At 59.5% G+C, this 22,875-nt stretch carries 23 protein-coding genes; 16 read left to right on the forward strand and 7 right to left on the reverse strand.

The genetic code is table 11. From position 1 onward, the window contains the following. Positions 1 to 50 precede the first annotated feature (50 nt). Both H4V96_RS07005 and H4V96_RS07010 read left to right on the forward strand, forming a co-directional pair. A complete protein-coding gene (locus H4V96_RS07005; RefSeq protein ID WP_010396639.1) occupies positions 51 to 416 on the forward strand; it encodes a hypothetical protein in 366 nt (121 codons plus the stop codon). A gap of 119 nt (positions 417 to 535) precedes the next feature. Continuing rightward, positions 536 to 1,573: a hypothetical protein gene (locus H4V96_RS07010; protein ID WP_280720820.1), complete on the forward strand. Its 1,038-nt coding sequence runs from the start codon at positions 536 to 538 to the stop codon at positions 1,571 to 1,573. 144 nt (positions 1,574 to 1,717) lie between these two features. Here the strand turns inward: H4V96_RS07010 and kynA are convergent, their stop codons facing one another. Next, positions 1,718 to 2,587: a tryptophan 2,3-dioxygenase gene (gene kynA / locus H4V96_RS07015; protein ID WP_050855893.1), complete on the reverse strand. Its 870-nt coding sequence runs from the start codon at positions 2,585 to 2,587 to the stop codon at positions 1,718 to 1,720. Positions 2,588 to 2,613: 26 nt separating this feature from the next. Beyond that, positions 2,614 to 3,864: a kynureninase gene (gene kynU / locus H4V96_RS07020; protein ID WP_010396647.1), complete on the reverse strand. Its 1,251-nt coding sequence runs from the start codon at positions 3,862 to 3,864 to the stop codon at positions 2,614 to 2,616. Positions 3,865 to 4,469: 605 nt separating this feature from the next. Here kynU and flhD point away from each other — a divergent pair. From flhD to cheY, 14 genes are all read left to right on the forward strand, one after another. Then, positions 4,470 to 4,787: a flagellar transcriptional regulator FlhD gene (gene flhD, locus H4V96_RS07025; protein ID WP_010396649.1), complete on the forward strand. Its 318-nt coding sequence runs from the start codon at positions 4,470 to 4,472 to the stop codon at positions 4,785 to 4,787. 131 nt (positions 4,788 to 4,918) lie between these two features. Next, on the forward strand, positions 4,919 to 5,482 hold the full coding sequence (flhC, locus tag H4V96_RS07030) for a flagellar transcriptional regulator FlhC (RefSeq protein WP_070347028.1): 564 nt from the start codon (positions 4,919 to 4,921) through the stop codon (positions 5,480 to 5,482). Between the two features lie 101 nt (positions 5,483 to 5,583). Beyond that, positions 5,584 to 6,345, forward strand: coding sequence for a class I SAM-dependent methyltransferase (locus tag H4V96_RS07035; protein ID WP_196856616.1), 762 nt, complete (start codon positions 5,584 to 5,586; stop codon positions 6,343 to 6,345). Positions 6,346 to 6,560: 215 nt separating this feature from the next. Beyond that, a complete protein-coding gene (gene motA, locus H4V96_RS07040; RefSeq protein ID WP_010396655.1) occupies positions 6,561 to 7,421 on the forward strand; it encodes a flagellar motor stator protein MotA in 861 nt (286 codons plus the stop codon). A gap of 58 nt (positions 7,422 to 7,479) precedes the next feature. Next, on the forward strand, positions 7,480 to 8,457 hold the full coding sequence (motB, locus tag H4V96_RS07045; RefSeq protein ID WP_010396656.1) for a flagellar motor protein MotB: 978 nt from the start codon (positions 7,480 to 7,482) through the stop codon (positions 8,455 to 8,457). A 46-nt stretch (positions 8,458 to 8,503) separates the two neighbouring features. Then, positions 8,504 to 9,052, forward strand: coding sequence for a hypothetical protein (locus tag H4V96_RS07050; RefSeq protein WP_029496290.1), 549 nt, complete (start codon positions 8,504 to 8,506; stop codon positions 9,050 to 9,052). A gap of 83 nt (positions 9,053 to 9,135) precedes the next feature. Beyond that, positions 9,136 to 9,501, forward strand: a complete 366-nt coding sequence (locus tag H4V96_RS07055; protein ID WP_010396662.1) for a response regulator — start codon at positions 9,136 to 9,138, stop codon at positions 9,499 to 9,501. Positions 9,502 to 9,544: 43 nt separating this feature from the next. Continuing rightward, positions 9,545 to 11,746, forward strand: coding sequence for a chemotaxis protein CheA (cheA, locus tag H4V96_RS07060; protein WP_280720821.1), 2,202 nt, complete (start codon positions 9,545 to 9,547; stop codon positions 11,744 to 11,746). Between the two features lie 30 nt (positions 11,747 to 11,776). Next, on the forward strand, positions 11,777 to 12,283 hold the full coding sequence (locus H4V96_RS07065) for a chemotaxis protein CheW (RefSeq protein WP_010396668.1): 507 nt from the start codon (positions 11,777 to 11,779) through the stop codon (positions 12,281 to 12,283). Positions 12,284 to 12,513: 230 nt separating this feature from the next. After that, on the forward strand, positions 12,514 to 14,232 hold the full coding sequence (locus H4V96_RS07070) for a methyl-accepting chemotaxis protein (protein ID WP_010396670.1): 1,719 nt from the start codon (positions 12,514 to 12,516) through the stop codon (positions 14,230 to 14,232). Positions 14,233 to 14,303: 71 nt separating this feature from the next. Next, on the forward strand, positions 14,304 to 15,176 hold the full coding sequence (locus tag H4V96_RS07075) for a CheR family methyltransferase (protein ID WP_010396672.1): 873 nt from the start codon (positions 14,304 to 14,306) through the stop codon (positions 15,174 to 15,176). Positions 15,177 to 15,185: 9 nt separating this feature from the next. After that, positions 15,186 to 15,794, forward strand: a complete 609-nt coding sequence (gene cheD / locus H4V96_RS07080) for a chemoreceptor glutamine deamidase CheD (protein WP_010396674.1) — start codon at positions 15,186 to 15,188, stop codon at positions 15,792 to 15,794. A 107-nt stretch (positions 15,795 to 15,901) separates the two neighbouring features. Beyond that, entirely contained in the window at positions 15,902 to 16,972 is a 1,071-nt protein-coding gene (locus H4V96_RS07085; RefSeq protein WP_010396676.1) for a chemotaxis response regulator protein-glutamate methylesterase, read from the forward strand. 147 nt (positions 16,973 to 17,119) lie between these two features. Next, positions 17,120 to 17,518: a chemotaxis response regulator CheY gene (gene cheY, locus H4V96_RS07090; RefSeq protein ID WP_010396677.1), complete on the forward strand. Its 399-nt coding sequence runs from the start codon at positions 17,120 to 17,122 to the stop codon at positions 17,516 to 17,518. 460 nt (positions 17,519 to 17,978) lie between these two features. On the opposite strand, the gene panC is transcribed toward cheY, so the two are convergent. The 5 genes from panC to metG all read right to left on the reverse strand — a co-directional run bounded on the left by panC (position 17,979) and on the right by metG (position 22,808). Beyond that, positions 17,979 to 18,818: a pantoate--beta-alanine ligase gene (gene panC / locus H4V96_RS07095; protein ID WP_010396682.1), complete on the reverse strand. Its 840-nt coding sequence runs from the start codon at positions 18,816 to 18,818 to the stop codon at positions 17,979 to 17,981. A gap of 54 nt (positions 18,819 to 18,872) precedes the next feature. After that, positions 18,873 to 19,814, reverse strand: a complete 942-nt coding sequence (locus H4V96_RS07100; protein WP_196856618.1) for a ScpA family protein — start codon at positions 19,812 to 19,814, stop codon at positions 18,873 to 18,875. A gap of 17 nt (positions 19,815 to 19,831) precedes the next feature. Beyond that, on the reverse strand, positions 19,832 to 20,041 hold the full coding sequence (locus H4V96_RS07105; protein WP_010396687.1) for a DUF3460 family protein: 210 nt from the start codon (positions 20,039 to 20,041) through the stop codon (positions 19,832 to 19,834). A 108-nt stretch (positions 20,042 to 20,149) separates the two neighbouring features. Next, on the reverse strand, positions 20,150 to 20,629 hold the full coding sequence (locus tag H4V96_RS07110; RefSeq protein WP_010396689.1) for a GNAT family N-acetyltransferase: 480 nt from the start codon (positions 20,627 to 20,629) through the stop codon (positions 20,150 to 20,152). A 31-nt stretch (positions 20,630 to 20,660) separates the two neighbouring features. Next, on the reverse strand, positions 20,661 to 22,808 hold the full coding sequence (metG, locus tag H4V96_RS07115) for a methionine--tRNA ligase (RefSeq protein WP_196856619.1): 2,148 nt from the start codon (positions 22,806 to 22,808) through the stop codon (positions 20,661 to 20,663). Between the last annotated feature and the right edge of the window lie 67 nt (positions 22,809 to 22,875).

The raw sequence follows: 22,875 nt of genomic DNA on the forward strand, positions 1-22,875 counted from the left end.
AAGCCGGCCCTTTCTGCGTGAAAGGGCCGGCTTTTTCTTTAAGGAGCAGCATGAAAATGCGCTTGATGGCGGGCCTGGGCGCGCATGCGCTCGGCTGTCTGCTGTTTATTGTGTTGAGCTGGCTGGGGTTTTTCCTGTACACGCAGCTGTTCGGCAGCCTCGGTTCGCGCGGCGTGGCCGGTAGCCGTGCCTTGCTGCTGGTGTTTTACATGTATGCGGGCACGAATCTGCTGCTGGCGCTGCTGCCGCCCGGCAGGCTGAAACCGCTGCTGTGCGCCTTGCTGGGTGCGGCCGTGCTCGCGTACTTGCTGCCCCAGCATCCGCTGCGGGCCATTTACTTCAGCGTGCTCTCTGGTGGCTTGAGCTCGCTGGCGGTGCTGGCCAGCGCGCGCCTTGGCAGGCGCCTGCCGGGCTGACGGGTCCGCGATCAAAGCTGCGGCCGCCAGCGGCACCGCATGGGCGCTGGCGCCATGCTAGAATCGTCGCCGCCTCATGCGTGGCCGTCATAGCGGCCAAATCCCCGACAGACAGAATCATGCATATCACCTTTTCCAATTGCCGCAGCTTGGGTGGCGCCTTGCTGGCAGCGGCCTGTGTTCTTGCCCAGCCTGCCCGCGCCATGGCGGCACCCTCGTCGCCGGCCGGGAAAAGCCTGTCTTTCCTCGCTGCTGGCGGTCCCTTGCCGCGCCTGAGCGACGATGCGCAGGTGCGCGCGGCCCTGTTCGATTTCTTCGGTTACGCGCGCGGCAGCTACACGGAAGACGACGAACTGCTATTGGTGCAGGCGCTGGAAGCGATCAGCGAAAAGCGCGACGCCACGCGCACCGCGCTGGCTGACGGGCGCCAGTTGCTGGCGTCGATGAATGACCGCCAGCAGGGCCGTGAACGGGGCGCCATGCTGCTCGACAAGCGTGGTGTCATCATTGCCTTTGGCCTGGTCAACGGGCATTGCCACCTGGAGGGCCAGCCGCTGGCGAAAGTCTGCAACCCCGATCCGAATGCGGTACTGACGGTGTTCCACCGCAAAGGCATGCTGGTTGGCGAAGCGGCGCCTTTGCTGGCCTGGGCCCGGCAATTGCCGCCCATGCTGGCGCTGATCGCGGGCGACAAGGAAGCGGGCGTCGATGGGCAGAAGATCGCCAGCGTCGAATATGTGCTGGCGCAGCCGGCCCTGCCAGGCTGGAACCGCGCCCAGTTGCCGCCTGCCTATCCGCCCGCGCTCTTGCCGCTGCTGCTCGATAAATCCACGGTGCTGACGTCGGCCGGCGCTGGCGTATTTGCCTATCCGCTGACGCTCAAGGGCAAGAAACAGAACAATGTGCTGGACCATGCAGAAGGCCGCCCGCCGCGTGACCTGGAAGTGGCGCTGCGCAGCTACGCCAGTTTCGACGCGGTGGTGGCGCGTTACCGCCAGTTGGCCAAGGGTGCCAGGCTGCAGCGCAACGAGCGCACCGCCTATCTGGATGGTGATATGGGGCAGGGCAGCTATCGCGTGTATATCCGTAACACGGGCGTCGATGGCGTGATGATCGACGTGGCGCTGTGGCAGCACAAGCTGGCGGCCGGTCGCTGATACCAGTCAAGGCCGGCCTTTTCGTCGTGCTGCCTGTTGCCCGTCGCTAGAATCGGGTTCTTCAAGGTGGCCGGCGCGCCAGCGGCCAGCAGCGCCTCGATGCCGCGCCAGGAGCCATGGCCGGCATCAGTTCTCCTCTTGCGATCAGAGCTCCGTGCGAAGGGCGAAGAGCTCGGGGAACAACACGACGTCGAGCATCTTGCGCAAATAGCTCACCCCGGCCGTGCCGCCCGTGCCCGTCTTGAAGCCGATGATGCGCTCCACCGTTGTCACATGGCGGAAGCGCCAGAAACGGAAGGCCGTTTCCAGATCCACCAGTTTTTCTGCCAGCTCGTACAAGGCCCAGTGTTTCGACGGGTCGCGGTAGACTTCCAGCCAGGCCGCTTTTACCGAGGCGTCGGCGGCGGTCGGCAAGGTCCAGTCGGCGTCCAGGCGCTCGGGGGCAATGGGCAGGCCGCTGCGCGCCAGCAGCTTGATGGCTTCATCGTAGACGGATGGCGAGCGCAGGGCGGTATCGAGTACTTTGTAGGTATCGGGCGCCGTCGTATGTACATTCAGCAGGGCCGAGTTCTTGTTTCCTAAAATGAATTCGATTTCGCGGTACTGGAAGGACTGAAAGCCGGACGAGGCGCCCAGGTAGGGACGGATGGCCGTATATTCGGGCGGCGTCATGGTGGCCAGCACGTCCCAGGCATGCACCAACTGGTCCATGATGCGCGCCACGCGGGCCAGCATCTTGAAGGCGGGCGCCAGGTCGCCGCTTTGCAGGTTGGCGCGTACGGCATGCATTTCGTGCAGCATCAGCTTCATCCACAATTCGCTGCTCTGGTGCTGCACGATGAACAGCATCTCGTTGTGATTCGGCGAGAGCGGATGCTGGGCCGTCAGGATGCGATCCAGCGCCAGGTAGTTACCGTAGCTCATCGATTCGCTGAAATCCATCTGCGCGCCATGCCACTGCGCGTCCTGGCCGCCCGCATGCATGGGGCAGCCGCTGGTGTTTTCCTGGTTCATAGTCTTGTCGTCGCTCATGGGAAGGTTCAGGTCACTGCGTCGCGCTTGGCGGCGATGTCGTACGCTAGTGTGTCGAGGATGTCGCGCAGGATTTCCACTGCATCCCATACTTCGGCAAAGCTGGTGTAGAGAGGGGTGAAGCCGAAGCGCATGATGGCTGGCTCGCGGTAGTCGCCGATCACGCCGCGCGCGATCAGCGCCTGCATTACGGCATAGCCGTGCGGGTGCGTGAAGCTGACGTGGCTGCCGCGCCGAGCATGCTCGCGCGGCGTGACGAGGCCTAGCGGATGGCTGCTGCAGCGCTGTTCTACCAGCGCGATGAACAGATCCGTCAGTGCCAGCGACTTGCGGCGGATTGCCTCCATGCTCGTTTGCGCAAAGATCTCCAGGCCACATTCGATCAATGCCAGCGAGACGATGGGCTGGGTGCCGCACAGGGCGCGGGCGATGCCGTCGGCGGGAACAAAGAGCGGGTCCATGGCGAACGGCGTGGTGTGGCCCCACCAGCCGGACAGCGGCTGATGGAAGCGCGCCTGATGCTTAGCCGGCACCCAGATGAAGGCTGGCGAGCCGGGGCCGCCATTCAGGTACTTATAGGTGCAGCCGACGGCCAGATCGGCGCCAGCGCCGTTCAGGTCCAGCGGGACGGCGCCAGCCGAATGGGCCAGGTCCCACAGCGCCAGCGCGCCTTGCGCGTGGCAATGGCTGCTGACAAAGGCCATGTCGTGCTGGTAGCCGGTACGGTAATTGACGTGCGTGAGCATGGCGACGGCACAATCGGCATCGATGGCCTGCGTCAGTTCCTCGGGGCTGTCGACCAGGCGCAGTTGGTAGCCGCGATCGAGCCAGGCGGCCAGGCCTTGTGCCATGTACAGGTCGGTGGGGAAGTTGCTGCGTTCGCTGACGATGATCCTGCGCGCGGCATGGGCGGGGGTGGTGGCCTGCATCTGCAGGGCTGCGGCCAGCGCCTTGAACAGGTTGACGGAGGTGGTGTCGGTGATCACCACTTCGCCGCAGTCAGCGCCCAGCAGCGGTGCCAGGCGGTCGCCCAGGCGCTTGGGCAAGTCGAACCAGCCAGCCGTATTCCAGCTGCGGATCAGGTCATTGCCCCATTCGGCCGTGATGACATGCTGGGCGCGTGCCAGGGCCGCTTTCGGTCGTGCGCCCAGGGAATTGCCATCGAGGTAAATCACGCCTTGCGGCAAATCGAACTGCTGGCGCAAGGACGCCAGGGGATCATCGAGGTCGCGCGCGCTGCAGTCATGTCGAGAAATCATGGTGGCTTTCAGGTTGATACTTGTCTCAATAGTACTATATTGCTTGAGGCTTAAAGTATTGTTTTGGAGCAGGCAGTGTAACAAATCCCCGCCAAAAAGCGCAATTTCCGTCACAGACGGGGACGCGAAGTGTCTCTCTATCGTGCTGCAGCAAAAAAATGCACGATTTTCAAAAATATTTTCAAATCACCCTAAAGTTTTGCCAGGCGCTGCCGTGAACGAGTACATGAACGGTGGTAAACCGTTCAAAAAGAATCTAGGTCTTTTTAAATATTTTTCAAAAAAGCCCTAAAGTTCCTGCCTAGGCAGCCGTTATCTAGGTAAGCAGACTTGATTCCGGTCAAGTTGTTGTAAAGAAGCGGTATTTTTTACAAGCCTGAAGTTGGGTAAATCAGGTCCAGTGCCCACCTCCCACATCCGCGCCTTTACTGGCGTGCGAGCATGATCGAGCAGTGTTTGTCAGACAAACACCTACGATCGCACCCTCTATTGCCTGACCAAAAATACAGCGATCCGCCTCTGTTGCGTTTCATGTCGCTCCTGCAGAATGTATCTCACTGGCAACAAACAACGCCAGCTGAATTCAACGGATTGAGGAGATGGAAATGACTGCTAACGACATGATGGCTGAGATTCGCGACGCTAACCTGAGCTACTTGATGCTGGCCCAGCAAATGATTCGTGCAGACAAGGTAACGGCCATCTTCCGTTTGGGCATAGCCGCCGACATCGCAGAATTGATCGAAGGCATGAGCAATGCGCAGATCCTGAAGCTCGCTGGTGGCAACATGATGCTGGCCCGCTTCCGCTTTGACGACAGCGCCATCCTGGGCATGTTAACGAACTATAATAAGGATCGTTCGCTGGCCCAGTCGCACGCAGCAATTCTGATGGCCGGTCAGGGCGTCGAAGAAATCGCCTAAGGTTTCCTCAATGTCCATGGCGGCGCATTGCCTCGCCCGATATTTTTACTGTCTTCGGTAACACGTGTTGCACTGAACTTTTCGCCGGAAACCTTGTTAAATTAGTGTCTTTCAGTCGCGGAGCAGTCAGCATGGCCAAGAAAAGTGTTGTATCGGAAGCGCAGGAAATCCAGCTGGCCATCGAGTTGATACAGTTGGGCGCGCGTCTGCAATTGCTGGAGACAGAGGTGTCGTTGTCGCGCGAACGCCTGTTGAATCTCTACAAGGAATTGAAAGGTGTCTCGCCGCCGAAGGGCATGCTGCCCTTTTCCACAGACTGGTTTCTCACCTGGCAGCCGAATATTCATTCATCGCTGTTCATCAATATCCACAAATTCCTCGTTGACCACGCCGGTGCCACCGGTATCGAAGCCGTGATGAAGGCGTATAAACTGTATCTGGAACAGATGCCACCCGAGGCGGGGGCGGAGCCGCTGCTGTCGCTGACGCGCGCCTGGACTCTGGTGCGCTTTTTCAGCAGCAAGATGCTGAACATGGCGCCTTGCGGCAAGTGCGGCGGCAAGTTTGTCGTCAACTGCCTCGACCTGAATGCCGATTATGTCTGCGGCCTGTGCCACATGCCTTCGCGTGCGGGCAAGACCAAGAAGGCGCGCGACGAAGCTGCCGCTGTCGCGCCGCAGGATATGAACGCCTGATATTAGTTGCATCGCACAAGCCGGAGCCGCTCGCCATACCGGACTCCGGTTTTTTCATCGTGCTTTCGCTTACACTGGCGTTTTCCTCCGATAACTGTCTCATGCTGCAACAAATCCTGCGCGCGCCCGCGCTCAAGGCCATCCTGATCCAGCTGCTGGCCTTTCCCTTGCTATTGCTATTGGTATATGGACTGGTGCGCGCAGGCGTGACCGTCTCATTGCCAGTCGTCGCCATGCTGCAAGGCATCCTGGCGGCGCTCATTACCTGGCGCGCGCGCCTGGCGCGCTGGTGGTGCGCCATCGGCCTGCTGTTTGCGCCTGCGCTGCTGGCGGCCAGCCTGCTGGAATGGCCGCCGACGGTGTTCCTGGCGGCGTTTATTTTCTTGCTGAGCCTGTATTGGTCGACGTTTCGTACGCAAGTGCCGTTTTACCCGTCGGGGCCGCGCGTATGGCATGCGGTCGCCGCGTTGATCGCGGACCGTCCCGGCGTGCGGCTGATCGATATAGGCAGCGGCCTGGGCGGCCTGGTGCTGGACTTGGCCCAGCGTCGGCCCGATGGGCAGTTTTCCGGCATCGAACTGGCGCCACTGCCGTGGCTGGCGAGCCGTCTGCGTGCGCGGCTGTCAGGCAGTCGCGCGCGCTTCATGCGCGGCGACTACGAAGCGCTCGATTTCAGTTGCTACGATGCGGTCTTTGCCTATCTGTCGCCGACGGCCATGGCGGCCCTGTGGCGCAAGGCGGAAAGAGAAATGTTGCCCGGAAGTATGCTTCTTAGTTACGAATTCCAGATTGCGGCACGCCGACCCGACAAGACCATCGCCGCCACAGAGGGCGGCCCTTTGCTTTACATATGGTGCTTTTAAGCAATTGTCTGCGTTATTTGCTTGCCCATAGGGCAATCTCACGTTATTGTAGTTCCAGAAGGCATTTTCTCGAAATTGCATTGAAAAGCGGCCATGTTTATTGACTTTTAGTCATTTTTGTCGCGGCCTTCTTCGTCGGCGCAGTCGCCAGAGGGCGGGAACAGGTTTGAACATGCCGGGTACGCAGTCCCGGCCATTATTGGGAGTCAGGGCACTTGTTAGTCATAATCGGATACATCATCGTCTGCGCCTCGGTCTTTGGCGGCTTCGCGATGGCGGGCGGGCATCTTGCGGCGCTGTTCCAGCCATTGGAGTTGCTGATGATCGGCGGCGCCGCTGTGGGCGCCTTCCTTGTTGGTAACAATAACAAGTCGATCAAGGCGACGATTGCCGCCTTGCCCAGCCTGTTCAAAGGCTCGCGCTATACCAAAGACATGTACATGGAACTGATGTCCATGCTGTTCGAAGTACTGAGCAAGGTGCGCAAGGAAGGCTTGATGTCGATCGAAGGCGATATCGACAAGCCCGAAGAGAGCCCTCTGTTTTCCAAGTACCCGGCTGTGCTGGCCGACCACCATATCGTCGAATTCATGACCGATTACCTGCGCCTGATGGTATCGGGCAATATGGACGCCTTCCAGATTGAAAATCTGATGGACAATGAAATCGAGACGCACCATCACGAAGGCGCCGTGCCGGCCCACGTGATTGCCAAGGTGGGCGACGGTTTGCCCGCCTTCGGTATCGTCGCCGCCGTGATGGGCGTGGTGCACACGATGGAATCGGTGGGCATACCGCCAGCCGAACTGGGCATGTTGATCGCGCACGCGCTGGTCGGTACCTTCCTCGGCATCTTGCTGGCCTATGGTTTCGTCGGGCCCCTGGCCAGCCTGCTCGAGCAGAAGCTGGAAGAGTCGAGCAAGATGTTCCAGTGCGTCAAAGTCACCCTGTTGGCCAGCCTGAACGGCTATGCGCCGGCGCTGGCCGTGGAGTTCGGCCGCAAGGTCCTCTACTCGACGGAGCGTCCGACGTTCAACGAGCTGGAAGACCATATCAAGAAATCGAAAACGAAGTAAGCTGTGTACATACGCATGGACACTATGATTTATTTGCAGGACACGAAAGGAGGACGCCATGGCCGATGAAGGCATGCGCCCGATTATCGTCAAGCGTATCAAGAAGACGGCTGGCGGCCACCATGGTGGGGCGTGGAAAATCGCCTACGCCGATTTTGTCACGGCCATGATGGCTTTCTTCCTGCTGATGTGGCTGTTGGGCTCCACCTCGAAGGGCGACTTGAACGGCATTTCCGAATTCTTCAAGACCCCCTTGAAAGTGGCGATGGCGGGCGGCTCAGGCAGCGGCGAAAGTAATTCCGTGATCCAGGGCGGTGGCCAGGATCTGTCACGCCAGGATGGGCAAGTGCGCAAGGCGCAGGAAGAGCAGCAGCGCAAGTCGTTTGACCTCAATTCCGCCAAGGCCGCGCTCGAGCGCGAGGAGGGCAAGCGCCTGCAGGCGCTCAAGGCGCGCATTGAGGCGACCATCGATGCCGATCCCCTGCTGAAAAAGTACAAGAATCAATTGCTGCTCGATATTACCAGCGAAGGCTTGCGCATCCAGATCGTCGACGAGCAGAACCGTCCGATGTTTGCGCTCGCCAATGCTAATCTGCAAGCGTACACCAAGGAAATCTTGCATGCCATCGGCTTCGTGCTCAATGAAGTACCGAACCGCATCGGCCTGTCCGGGCACACCGACTCGACGCCCTACATGAGCGATGCCGGCTACAGCAACTGGGAGTTGTCGGCTGATCGCGCGAATGCGTCGCGGCGCGAACTGGTGATAGGCGGCATGAAGGAAGAAAAAGTATTGCGCGTGGTGGGACTGGGCTCGGCCGCCCACCTGGACAAGCTTGACCCTTTCAATCCGATCAACCGGCGCATCAGCATCATCGTCATGAACAAGCGCACGGAAGAAAATGTGCTGCGCGATGGGGCGGCGATAGAGCTGCCGGTGACCGATGCCGCTTCCGCCGCTGTCGCTTCAGGGCTGGTATCGGGTGCGCCGCCTGCGGCGGCACCGGCTGCCAGCCCGGCAGCGGTGAAAAAATAACACGTAATGATGTCAACGCGTGGTGTATTGAAACAATGAGACCTTTATGACAAGAAAGAAAATACTTGGCTCGCATGTAAAGCGCCTGATGTCTGGCGTGTCGGACCATGGCGGCAAGCACTTGACGGAGGTGGAAACCGACCTGATGCAGACCGGCATCTTGCTGGAAGAGGCGATCGAGAAGCTGTCCTTCAATTTTATGGCGATACATGCAGCTGTCGCTGCGCAGCAAGATACCATCGCCATGTTGCTCGAAGGTGGTATTCCGGCCGAGCAGCAGCGGGAAAAATTGCTGGCACTGCAGGACGAAGTGGGGGGCTATGTCAATGCTGCCATCACTAGCCTGCAGTTCCAGGATATGACCAGCCAGCTGATCGCCCGCACCTTGAAGCGCGTGACGGGCTTGCGCGAGTTCCTCGGCACCTTGGGCTCGCATAGCGCGGAGATGTTGCCGGAAAGCGACAACGAAGAAATTGTCGCCTTGCTGGGGCGGGTCAGCATGGCGCTGGCGATTCAAAGCCTGGAGTTGCGCAGCGTACTGCGCAAGGCTGTCAGTCAACAGCATTTGGAAAGTGGCGACATCGAGCTGTTTTAGCATACCAGTGCGAAACGCTTGCGGTTGCGTGGATTGTTTAATCAAATACTCGGGCAGGATGCCCGGAATAAGTGGGAGCAAAGATGGCCAAAACGATACTTGCAGTGGACGATTCCAGCTCATTGCGCCAGATGGTGGCGTTCAGTCTGAAAGCCGCCGGTTACCAGGTGGTAGAGGCCGTCGACGGCCAGGACGGACTGGAAAAAGCCAAGCTGCAAAGCGTGGACCTGGTATTGACGGATCAGAACATGCCGCGCATGGATGGCCTGGAGCTGATCAAGCTGCTGCGCGAACTGCCGAATTATCAGAAGGTACCCATCCTGATGCTGACGACAGAGTCGTCGGACGAAATGAAGTCGAAAGGACGTGCCGCCGGTGCCAATGGCTGGCTGGTCAAGCCCTTCGATCCACAACGCCTGATTGAAGTGGTCAAGAAGGTGATCGGCTGATGCTAGCCGCGCAGCGCAACGATGCAAATGACGGAGTCACCCTATGACCATCGATATTAGCCAGTTTTTTCAGGTCTTTTTCGATGAGGCTGAAGAACTGCTGGCTGAAAAAGAACGACTGCTGCTGGCCGTCGATATTGCGGCGCCTGACGCCGAAGACTTGAATGCTATTTTCCGTACCGCTCATTCGATCAAGGGGGGCGCATCGACCTTCGGCCTTTCCGACATGAGCGAGGTGACGCATATCCTCGAGTCGCTGCTCGACCGTATCCGCCAGGGCCAGATGGCTCTGACGGCGGATCACGTCGATGCCTTTTTGGCCGCCAAGGACATCCTCAAGATGCAGCTCGACGGCCATCGCCTGGGCAGCGCCGTCGACCAGGATGCCGTGGCCAATGTGCGCATGATGCTGCAGTCGTTCTCGTCGGACGTGCCCGTGGCTGCGCTCACGCCCGTCGCGCCAGCTTTCCATACGGCGGAAAAAGAAGCTGTCAACCATGCCGGTGGTCAGCGTTATCGTCTCGCGCTGCCGCAGATGGAAGAGCGCGAAGTCGATGCGCTGGCGGCCGAACTGGGCTTGTTGGGCGACGTCGCCGTGTCCACGCTGGCCGATGCGCGCAAGATGCTGGAAGTGACGACGCATGAAAGCCTCGACGATATCCTGGCCATCTGTTCGTTCGTACTCAATCCCGACGACATGGTGATCACGCAGGCGCCACCATTGGCACCAGGCGAAGCTGAAGCGGCCCGCAAGGCGCAGGAAAAAGCCCAGGGCTATGGTTTCTTCGATCCGCTGCCTGGGGCGCCTGGCGCTGCGGGCGCGATGGACCCCGGCTATGGCTTCTTCCAGCCGCTCGAGGAGATTCGCGCCGCCGCCGATGTGCGCAGCGACACCGAACAGGGCTATGGTTTTTTCCAGCCCTTGGACCAGATCCGCGCCGACGCCGCCAAGGCAGGCAACGCCGGCGCTGCCGGCGTGCCGGTCGTGGCGAGCGCCGCGACCGAGGTAGAGCAGGAAAAGAAACCGGCCAAGAAAGAGGGCGACAAGGCTGGTGCCGAATCGTCGTCGATCCGCGTCTCGATTGAAAAAGTCGACCAGCTGATCAACCTGGTGGGCGAGCTGGTGATTACGCAGGCGATGATCGAGCAGCGCGCAGGTGCGCTCGACCCGATGCTGCACGAGAAATTGCTCGACAGCGTCAGTCACCTGACGCGCAATACGCGCGACTTGCAGGAAGCGGTCATGTCGATCCGCATGATGCCGATGGATTTCGTCTTTTCGCGCTTCCCGCGCATGGTGCGCGATCTGGCGACCAAGCTGGGCAAGAAGGTCGATTTCATCACCAATGGCGCCGCCACGGAACTGGACAAGGGCCTCATCGAGCGCATCGTCGATCCGCTGACGCACCTGGTGCGCAACAGCATCGATCACGGCGTGGAAATGCCGGCCACCCGCGTGGCAGCCGGCAAGACCGAGGCTGGCCGCCTGTTCCTCTCGGCCAGTCACCAGGGTGGCAACATCATCATCGAAGTATCCGATGATGGCGCGGGACTGAACCGCGAGCGCATCCTGGCCAAGGCGCAGCAGCAGGGACTGGACGTGTCCGACACGATGAGCGACGCCGAAGTATGGCAGTTGATCTTCGCGCCCGGCTTTTCCACCGCCGAGGCGGTCACCGACGTGTCGGGACGAGGCGTGGGCATGGATGTCGTCAAGCGCAATATCAGCGCCATGGGCGGCGTCGTCGACATCCGTTCGGCGAAGGGCTTTGGCACGACGATTTCGATTTCTCTGCCGCTGACCCTGGCCATCCTGGACGGCATGTCGATCCGTGTCGGCGACGAAGTATATATTTTACCGCTGGGCTTCGTCATCGAATCGCTGCAGCCAGCCGTTGAGGATGTCAAGGACATCGCTGGCCGTGGCCAGGTGGTGAAGGTGCGCGGCGAGTACCTGCCCTTGATCCCGCTATACCAGATGTTCGATATCGCACCGCGCTTTACCAGTCCCTCGGAAGGCATCTGCGTGATTCTCGAGACGGAAGGGCGCAAGGCGGCCCTGTTCGTTGATGACCTGGTGGGGCAACAGCAGGTCGTGGTGAAAAACCTCGAGTCGAACTACCGCAAGGTGGTGGGCATTTCTGGAGCCACTATCCTGGGCGATGGCGGCGTGTCGCTGATTCTCGATGTTGCCGCCCTGATCCGTTCCTCTCGCCAGCTGGCTGACGAGTCCATTTTTTCGTAATACCGATAGATTAAGATAGGAAAACACACCATGTCAGATACTCAACAAAAATCCGCAGGCAATGCGGGCGACGGCAATGACATCGCCGGCCGTGAATTCCTGGCCTTTACCCTTGGCTCAGAAGAGTACGGCATCGATATCCTGAAGGTCCAGGAAATCCGTGGCTACGAAGCGGTCACCCGCATCGCCAACGCGCCTGAATTCATCAAGGGCGTGATCAACCTGCGCGGCATCATCATTCCCGTGGTCGACATGCGCATCAAGTTCAACCTGGGCACACCTGTGTATGACCAGTTCACGGTAGTGATCATCCTGAACATCGGCGGGCGCATCGTCGGCATGGTGGTCGACAGCGTCTCCGACGTGACCACCCTCAGCCCTGAGCAGGTCAAGCCTGCGCCGGAAATGGGCACGGCCTTCTCGACCGACTATATGATCGGCCTGGGGACCATCGACGAACGCATGCTGATCCTGGTCGACATCGACAAACTGATGTCGAGCAGCGAGATGGGCCTGATCGACAAGCTGGCGGCGTAAGCGGCCCGATGGCAGCAAGGCGACGCCCGGTGCGTCGCCGCTTTACCACGCCAAGCATCACTGCAAATATGCATGTGCCGACGCGCGCAGTATCTTAGTGCTTAATGCTTAATGCTTAACGCTTAACGCTTAACGCGCGCTGGCAGGCTGCAAGGTCCGACAGAGGCCAGGCCACAACACGGCGCCTTACGGTTGAAAGGGCGCCGTTCACAGAAATATTGGAGACTGTAATGAGTTTGCGTGATTTCAAGATAGGCACCCGGTTGGGAATAGGTTTCGGTAGCATCCTCGCCATCCTGGTGGTGGTGATCGTTTCGGCGAATGCATTGAATTACCGTAACAAGTCCCAGTTGCTCACGGGCCTGGCACTGGCAAGTGAAAAGAATACGCAGGCGTCGCTGATGAAAAGCGCGATGCTCGAAACCGGCATCGCCATGCGCAATATCGGCCTGCAGGGCGATGTGGGGCTGATGCAGGTGGAAGAGGGCAAGGTGCGCGAGCAACGCAAGCTGTACGAAGGTGCGCGCGGCAAGCTGTCCAGCCTGGGTCTGTCCGATGGCGAAAAGACGCTGCTGGCCAATGTCGCCAAGGTCGACGGCGAAGTCGATGCCGCCTTCAAGGAAGCGATGGGGCAGGTGCTGGCGTTTAACAGCGAGGGCGCTGCCAAGGTGATTGCCACCCGCATCGACCCCTTGAACAAGACCACCCTGGCCGACATCAACAAGCTGCTCGACTTGCAGCATGTGGCCCAGCAAAGCTTCATGGACGACTCGCTGGCGGCCGATACGCGCCTGATGATGATACTGTTCATTCTGGGCGGCGCGGCGGTGGCGATCGGCGCCTGGTGCGCCATCTTCATCACGCGCTCGATTACCGTGCCGCTGTCCGGTGCCGTGGCGGTGGCGCAGAAGGTGGCCGCCGGCGAGCTGACATCGCGCGTGGTGGTCGAGGGCAAGGATGAAACGAGCGCATTGCAGCAGGCGCTCAAAGACATGAACGATAGCCTGGTGCAGACGGTCAGCGACGTGCGTAACGGAACGCAAACCATCACCGTAGCGTCCAGAGAGATTGCCAGCGGCAATGCTGACCTGTCGGCCCGCACGGAAACGCAGGCCAGTTCGCTTGAAGAGACGGCATCGTCGATGGAAGAGTTGACGTCGACCGTGAAGCAGAACGCGGACAATGCGCGCCAGGCCAACCAGCTGGCCGTGTCGGCATCGTCGGTGGCAGAGCAGGGCGGCAAGGTGGTGGCGCAAGTGGTCGATACCATGGGCTCGATCAAGGAAAGTTCGCGCAAGATTGTCGATATCATCGGCGTCATTGACGGCATTGCGTTCCAGACGAATATCCTGGCGCTTAATGCGGCCGTCGAAGCGGCGCGCGCAGGCGAGCAGGGTCGCGGTTTTGCGGTGGTGGCGTCCGAGGTGCGTAATCTTGCCCAAAGGTCCGCTGGCGCAGCGAAAGAGATCAAGGGCCTGATCGGCGACTCGGTCGACAAGGTCGATGTTGGCAGCCGTCTGGTGGATGAGGCTGGGCAGACCATGGGCCTGATCGTGTCGTCGATACGACAGGTGGCCGACATCATGGGTGAGATCACGGCGGCAACGCAGGAACAGAGCCATGGTATCGAGGAAGTGAACCAGGCCATCGCGCAGATGGACCAGATGACGCAGCAAAATGCGGCGTTGGTCGAGGAAGCGGCGGCGGCCGCCGAAAGCATGCAGGACCAGGCGCAGAAGCTGGCCGACGCCGTGAGCATCTTCAAGCTCGACGGCGAGAGCGCGGCGCTGGCGTCCGCGCCCGCGCCCGTACCGGTGAAGGCGGCGGCACGGCTGGTGCCGGCAGTGACGACCAATACGCGGCGCTTGGCCAAGACGGCGCAGGCCGGCACGCCACCGCCCGCAAAAAAGCCGGCAGCGGCCAGTGGCGACGATTGGGAAGAATTCTGACGACAACCCGGTCCCGCTAGTTATACTTGCAAAGGCATTGGTCAGAGTAGTCATAGAGAGGTAAAAATAAAATGCCGCAAAATAAAATGGATTCGGTCAAGGAGTTCGATTTCACTGGCAAGGACTTTGAACGAGTCCGCGCCATGATTTACAAGCGAGCGGGCATCGCGTTGGCCGACAGCAAGCAGGAGATGGTCTACAGCCGCCTGGCCAGGCGCTTGCGCGCCACCGGCATCTCCTCGTTCGTGCGCTACCTGGACGACCTGGAAGCTGGCCGCATGGGCGACGAGTGGGAGGCGTTTACGAATGCGCTGACGACCAATCTGACGTCATTCTTCCGCGAGGCGCATCACTTCCCTCTGCTGGCCGAGCATGTGAAAAAATTGAGTGGGCCGATCACCATCTGGTGTTCAGCCAGTTCCACCGGCGAGGAGCCTTACTCGATCGCCATGACGGTGTGCGAGGCGTTCAACACGCTCACGCCGCCGGTCACCATTATCGCCACGGATATCGATACGAATGTGCTGGCCACGGCCGCCAATGGCGTCTATAACCTGGATCGGCTCGAGAAGATGCCGGCCGAGCGTGCGCGGCGCTTTTTCTTGCGCGGCAAGGGCGATCGCGATGGGCAGGTGCGGGTACGCCAGGAACTGCGCCAGATGATCACGTTCAAGCCGCTCAACCTGCTGGCCGACAGTTGGCCCTTGACGGGACATTTCGATGTCATCTTTTGCCGCAACGTGATGATTTATTTTGATAAGGCAACGCAGCGCAAGATACTGTCGCGCTTTGTGCCGCTGATGAAGCCCGATGCCCTGTTGTTTGCGGGCCACTCGGAGAATTTTCTGTACGTGTCGGATTCATTGAAGCTACGCGGTAAAACAGTCTATGAGCTCGACCAGTCGCGGGACGCCGCGCCCAAGGCATCGTCGCATCGTACATGAGAGTGAAATATGAGCATGGAATCCAAAGAGCAATTCGCCACTAACGTCTATTACGACAGGACGTTCAATTGTGAGGCCGCCAAGATCTTGCCTGGTGAGTACTACTTTACCAACAAGGATATGCTGATCGTCACCGTGCTCGGCTCGTGCGTTTCAGCCTGCATCCGCGATCGGGTCTCGGGCCTGGGCGGCATGAACCATTTCATGCTGCCCGACGGCGGCAGCGATCCTAACAGCCCGATTTCAGCATCGATGCGCTATGGCACCTACGCCATGGAGATCCTGATCAACGATTTGCTGAAGGCCGGCGCGCGGCGCGAGAACATGGAAGCGAAAGTGTTTGGCGGCGGTGCCGTGCTGCGCGGCTTCACGGCGATTAACGTCGGGGAACGCAACGCGGCCTTCGTCATCAATTACCTGAAAGCCGAAAAAATGCGCGTGGTGGCCGAGGACTTGAATGATATTCACCCGCGCAAGGTATATTTTTTCCCCCGCACCGGCAAGGTGTTGGTGAAAAAGCTGATGCAGACGCACAATGACACCTTGGTACGCCGCGAACTCGATTACGCAAGCCGTCTCAAGGTGGCGCCTGTGGGCGGCGAGATCGAGCTGTTCTAGTAACACCAGACCAAATCTACTGCGCGTCGCGCTGTGCGCCTTGCGACGGTTTTGTCTGGCGTTTTACCGATTAAGAATAAGGGCCGCAAGGCCTGGAAGGATATGTTATGAAGATCAAAGTATTGATCGTGGATGATTCGGCGCTGATACGCAGCGTCATGACGGAAATCGTGAATAGCCAACCCGACATGGAAGTGGTGGGGGCAGCGCCCGATCCGCTGGTAGCGCGCGAGATGATCAAGCAGACCAACCCCGACGTGCTGACCCTTGACGTCGAGATGCCGAAGATGGACGGCCTCGACTTCCTGGAAAAACTCATGCGCTTGCGTCCGATGCCGGTGCTGATGGTGTCGTCGTTGACCGAGCGCGGCTCGGAAATCACCATGCGCGCGCTGGAGCTGGGCGCCGTCGATTTCGTCACCAAGCCGAAGATGTCGATCCAGAGCGGCATGCGCGAGTACACCGACATGATCGCCGACAAGATCCGCGCCGCCTCGAAGGCACGTATCCGCCCGCGCACCCTGCCGGCGGCCGGTGACAAGGTTGCCACGCCGCTGCCCGCGCTGCGCAGTCCCTTGACGTCGAGCGAAAAACTGATCATCGTAGGTGCCTCCACCGGCGGCACGGAAGCGATCCGTGAATTCCTGATGCAGATGCCGTCCGATTGTCCCGGCATCCTCATCACGCAGCATATGCCGGAGGGATTTACGCGCTCGTTTGCGCGCCGTCTCGATTCACTGTGCAAGATCTCGGTGCAGGAAGCAGCAGGCGGCGAACGCGTGCTGCCCGGCCATGCTTATATTGCGCCCGGCCATTCGCACCTGACACTGACGCGCAGCGGCGCCAACTACATGACCAAGATCGACCAGGGCGAACCGGTCAATCGTCACCGCCCCTCGGTCGATGTATTATTCCGTTCTGCCGCGCAATCGGCGGGCAAGAATGCCGTCGGCGTGATCCTGACCGGCATGGGCAAGGATGGCGCACAAGGTATGTTGGAGATGAAGGCTGCAGGAGCGTATAATTTCGCGCAGGATGAAGCAAGTTGCGTGGTGTTCGGCATGCCACGCGAGGCGATCGCCGTCGGTGCTACGCATGAGGTCGGCGCTCTGACGGCGCTGCCGGGCATGGTGCTGGGATACCTGGCTGCGCATGGCATGCGTGCTTTGCGCGTGTAAGCCACGTTTTGTATGATCTGGGGCAAGTTTGTTCGCCTAAAAGCAACGAAAATGCTATCCTACAACTTGCTGCCGTAGTGTCGACCATAATGTCGGCATTCATGTCGATATTATTAACAAACCGCTACAGAAACAACGGAGTTATTCATGGCTGATCCAAAGATGAAATTTTTAGTCGTTGACGATTTTTCGACGATGCGCCGCATTGTCAGGAATCTGTTGAAGGAACTGGGTTATGCCAACGTCGATGAGGCGGAAGACGGCGTGATGGGCCTGGCCAAGCTGCGCGCGGAATCGTATGATTTCGTTGTCTCGGACTGGAACATGCCTAACATGGACGGCCTGACGATGCTGCAGCATATCCGCGCCGATCCCGCACTGGCCAAGCTGCCGGTGCTGATGGTCACCGCAGAAGCGAAAAAAGAAAACATTATCGCCGCCGCGCAAGCCGGCGCCAGCGGTTATGTTGTCAAGCCGTTCACGGCCGCGACCCTCGATGAAAAGCTGAACAAGATTTTCGAGAAGCTGGAAAAAGCCGGCGCCTGATCCCGGTTTGCTACACTTAAAAAAAACGCTGCCCGTGTGAATGAACTGGCAGCGTTTTTTTCATCGGTTTGTCCCTTGACGGCACCAAGCCGTCCGCGCGCGCAGTTTGTTGCTTCATCCAACGCTCGCGTGGGGGCAATGGCGTCGACGCTGCCCCGGCTGGTGGCCTCATGCGTGGCCGCCATCGCACAGTCAGTACGGTGGGCGTCATGGATGGCCGATGCGCTGAGTACCTTTAGTTTTTGCCCAGGCAAAGGCCATTCTGCGCAGCCGGAGGCTGCCTGCGACCCAGCACAAGCTGTGGGCGTGAGAGGGCGTTGTGCTCGATGCGGTAGCGATGACATGTGGCAGGCTGCACGCGGCCACGACAAGCGGCTGTTTGCCGAGTTCCAGCTGGCAGGAATGGAAAAGTGCTGGGGCGATAAAGAGACGGGGCCGAATGTCCCCGTCGAACTTGATATCAGATTTCCAGATTATCGATCAAGCGCGTCTGTCCCAGCTTGGCGGCCGCCAGGACCACCAGCGGCTCGCCGGCGGCCAGTTCGGCGGCACTCGGCGCTTGCAGGTTGGCGCGCTTGCGCACGGCGATATAGTCCGACTTCCAGCCACGCCCGTCGAGCACACGCATCGCCGCCTGTTCCAGTTCACCCACCGCCAAGTTGCCCTTGCGCACTTCTTCGGCGACGACTGTGAGACCACGGTACAGCTCCGGTGCTTCCGCGCGTTCGCTTTCCGACAGATACATATTGCGCGAGGACAAGGCCAAGCCATCGTCGGCCCGGTACGTTTCGGCAGCGATGATTTCTGTCGGCAGCGCGAACTGGCGCGCCATGTTACGGATGATCATCAACTGCTGGTAATCCTTCTTGCCGAACACGGCCACTCTCGGGCCCACGCAGGAAAACAGCTTGGTGACGACGGTGCATACGCCTTCAAAGAAGCCGGGGCGAAATTCGCCTTCGAGGGTATTGCCCAGGTCATCGGGTGGGCGTACGCGGTATTCCTGTGGCTCCGGATACAGTTCCTTTTCCGTCGGCGCAAATAGCACGTAGACGCCTTCCTTTTCCAGCTTGGCGATGTCGGCCGCCATGGTGCGTGGATATTTCTCGAAGTCTTCGTTCGGGCCGAATTGCAGGCGGTTCACGAAAATCGAGGCGACGACGGGGTCGCCATGCTTGCGCGCCAGGCGCATCAGCGACAAATGGCCTTCATGCAGGTTACCCATGGTGGGGACGAACGCCGTGCGCAGCTGTCCGCTGAGCTGGTCGCGCAATTCTTCAATGTCGGAAATAATTTTCATGGATTGCTTTCGCTAAAACCCCGTTGTACGGTGGTCAGTGACAAAGGGAGAGGATCAGGCGGGCGAATATGCCAGCCGGACGTAGATGGGGGCAAACGGTTCTGCTTGCGTGATTTCGATCAGGGTTTCCTTGGCCAGTTCCAGCAGTGCCACGAAGTTGACCACCACCACGGGCACGCCGCCGGCAATGTCGAACAACTCGCTAAATTCGACAAAGCGCGACGATTGCAAGCGACGCAGGATGCTCGACATGTGCTCGCGCACCGATAGTTCCTGGCGGCTGATGCGGTGATGCTGGGTCAGTTTGGCGCGTTTCAGCACGTCCAGCCACGCCTGCTGTAAGTCCACCGGCTCCACCTCCGGCCAAGTCGGCGTCAGGCTTTGCTCGATGAAAATCTGCGTACGCACGAAATCGCGTTCGAACTGCGGGATGGCGTTCAGGTCGTAGGCTGCCAGCTTGATCTGCTCGTAATCGAGCAGGCGGCGCACCAGTTCGGCACGCGGGTCGCCGCCGTCTTCCTCGACGTCGCTCTTGCGTGATGGCAATAGCATGCGCGATTTGATCTCGATCAGCATGGCTGCCATCAGCAGGTACTCGGCGGCCAACTCCAGGTTACGCACGCGAATCTGGTCCACATACTTCAGATATTGCAGGGTGACCTGCGCCATCGGAATGTCGAGAATGTTGAAGTTTTGCTTGCGGATCAGGTAGAGCAGCAAGTCGAGCGGGCCTTCGAAGGCTTCGAGGAAGATTTCCAGTGCGTCCGGCGGAATGTATAAATCCGTCGGCATGCGCAGCATGGGCTCGCCATACAGGCGGGCAATGCCCAGGGCATCGGCGGCGGGCGCTGCGTCCGTCGGCGCTGTCGCAGGGGCTGCAGGGCCGCCACCATCAACGCCACCATCGACGCCAATAAGCGGCTGTGGCAACTCGATGACCGCGCCGGCACCGGCAGCGTCGGCTTGCGGCATCACTGCAGAATCTTCAGGCAACATCGTGCCGGTTCCAGATCTTAGTTCTTGTTCTGGTAGACGTAAGGCTGTTGCTTGACGGCCGATGCCAGCTGGCGCTCCTGCTCATCGATGCTGACAGCCGGCTTGTCCCACAGCAGGGCGCGGCCGGCTTGCTGGCCCGCTTCCATGCCAGGGTTTTTGGCTTTCAGTTCGGCGATGAACAAGGTATGGTCGGATACGTAGTTGTTGTGTTTTGCAGGCAGTTTCATATTTTCTTCTGAGTGTCTTATAAGTAAGGTCAGGCGGCCGTATTTTACCGCGCCATGTCGCTTGGCGGGTTGTTGTATCGGTCAGTCCGGGGGCGAAATTGCTAAAAATCAATAACGCAGCAGGCGTCGCATCACCATCGGCGCCGGTTCAGCGGGATTGGCGTGCGAATATTCCAGTTCTTCGGCCAGTTCGAATTCGAAGGCCGCATAAAAATCGATCAGCTTGCGCTGGTCGCGCCGCACGGCCAGGCGCAATTCCTCGGCCTGGCACGACAGGCCGTGATGAATGATGGCTTCGAGCAAGTGTTGTGAGACGTGGCTGCCGCGGTAAGCTGGCAGCACGCCCATGCGTGAAATCTTCCAGATGGCGGAGTCGCTATCGAGCGGCATCCAGCGCAGCGAACCGGCTGGAATGTCGTCGATCAACAACACAAAACCGCCGCCGTGGCGCAGCTGGGCTTGTACCTGCTGCGCCGTCTCGTGGTGTCCGCTGGACGAGGCCGCGACCTTGCCGGCCCACGCAGCACGGGTCAGATCGGCCATCAGTTGTGCATCGGCATTCGTTGCTTCGCGCACCACGATATTCATCATCGGTTCCTGTTGGTCCTGGTGTCGATCGTTAGCGGATGCGCATGCCAGGTTCGGCACCTGGCCAAGGGTTCAGGATGTAGATGCCCGGATTCGCCTTTTCATCGGCGGCGGACGCCGCCATGACCATGCCTTCGGAAATGCCGAACTTCATCTTGCGCGGCGCCAGATTGGCCACCAGCACCGTCAGCTTGCCGACCAGTTCTTCCGGCTGATACGCCGAACGGATGCCGGAGAACACATTGCGCAGGCGACCTTCGCCCGCATCCAGGGTCAGGCGCAGCAGCTTGTCGGAGCCGTCCACCAGTTCGCAGTTGACGATCTTGGCGATGCGCAGATCGACCTTGAGGAAGTCGTCGATCTTGATTTCGGGCGCCAGTTCTTCGATGGCGGCGGCGGCGGGAGCGGCGGCGTCAAGCACGGCATCGCCAGTTGGTGCAGCAGCAGTAGCGGCTGCGGGTGCATCAAACAGCGCTTCGATCATCTTCGCATCCATGCGCGTCATCAAATGGCTGTAGGCGCCGATGGTACGGCCCAGCATGCTGTTCGAGACGGCGTCACCGAACACTTGCGTGTCGGCCCAGGTGAATTCGGCATCGTTGAGGAAGGACGCGACGTTCTTTGCCACGCCCGGCAGTACCGGCGACAGCAGAATCGTCAGCTGGCGGAACAGGATCAGGGCCGTGGTGCATACGTCGTGCAGTTCGGCCGTCTTTTCGACGTCCTTGGCCAGGACCCACGGCTTGTTTTCATCGACATACTGGTTGGTGATGTCGGCGATCTCCATGATTTCGCGCAAGGCCTTGCCGAACTCGCGGTTTTCAAAGTGCGCTGCGATGCTGGCCTGGCGCTCGACGATGACGCCATTCACGTCCACCGTCAGCGCGCGCTTGATCCAGCTTTGCGCGCCTGGCGACAGCATCGATGCGAGCTTGCCGTCGAAACGCTTGGCGATGAAACCGGCGCAGCGGCTGGCGATGTTGACATACTTGCCGATCAGGTCGCTGTTCACGCGGGCGACAAAATCTTCACCGTTGAAGTCCAGGTCTTCCACTTTCGAGTTCAGCTTGAAGGCGATGTAGTAGCGCAGCCATTCCGGGTTCATGCCCAGATCGAGGTAGCGCAGCGGCGAAATGCCCGTGCCGCGCGATTTCGACATTTTTTCGTTATTCACCGTCAGGAAGCCGTGGACATTGACTTTCAGTTTGTCGATCACCGGGTGGCCGGCAAACTTCAGCATGGCGGGCCAGAACAGCAAGTGGAAGGAAACGATGTCCTTGCCTATGAAGTGAATTTGTTCCGTGGCAGGATCGTTCAACAGGGCGTCGAAATCGAGGCCTTTCTTGTCGCAATAGTTTTTCAGGCTGGCCAGGTAGCCGACCGGTGCGTCCATCCACACATAGAAGAACTTGCCCGGTGCATCGGGAATCGGGATGCCGAAGTAGGGTGCATCGCGCGAGATATCCCAGTCAGCCAGCTTTTCGCCCGCTTCGCCCAGCCATTCGCTGACCTTGTTGACCATCTCCGGCTGCAAGCGTCCTGGCGTGTTGAGCCAATCCTTGAGAAACTCGAAGCAGCGCGGGTCGGACAGCTTGAAGAAATACTGTTCCGACGGCTTCATTACCGGTGTCGCGTTGGTGAACACGGAGAACGGATTGACCAGGTCGGTAGGCTGGTAAGCGGCGCCGCACACTTCGCAATTGTCGCCGTACTGGTTCTTGGCGCCGCATTTCGGGCATTCGCCCTTGATGTTGCGGTCGGCCAGGAACATGCCCTTGACTGGGTCGAAGAAACGGTCGACGGTTTTCGTGACGATCAAGCCCGTATCGCGCAGTTTGCGGTAGATCGATTGCGACAGATCAACGTTTTCCGGCGAATCGGTCGAATACCAGTTGTCGAAGGCAATATGGAAGCCATCGAGGTACTGGGCGCGGCCGGCGGCGATGTTGGCGACGAATTGCTGCGGCGTGATGCCTTCCTTTTCGGCAGCGATCATGATGGGCGTGCCATGTGTATCATCGGCGCCCACAAAGTGCACTTCACGGCTAGCTGTGCCATCGCGTTGCATTCGCTGGTACCGGACCCAGATATCAGCCTGGATGTATTCCATGATGTGGCCAATGTGAAAAGCGGCGTTTGCGTAAGGCAGGGCAGTGGTGACGAACAGCTTGCGAGTCATGATTGATGCACTTTTGGGATGGATAATAGGTCATTTTAACAGCGGAAACGCAATATGAGCAGATGCA

This window comes from Janthinobacterium sp. CG_23.4 (genome assembly GCF_029892305.1).
Lineage (GTDB): Bacteria > Pseudomonadota > Gammaproteobacteria > Burkholderiales > Burkholderiaceae_D > Janthinobacterium > Janthinobacterium lividum_D.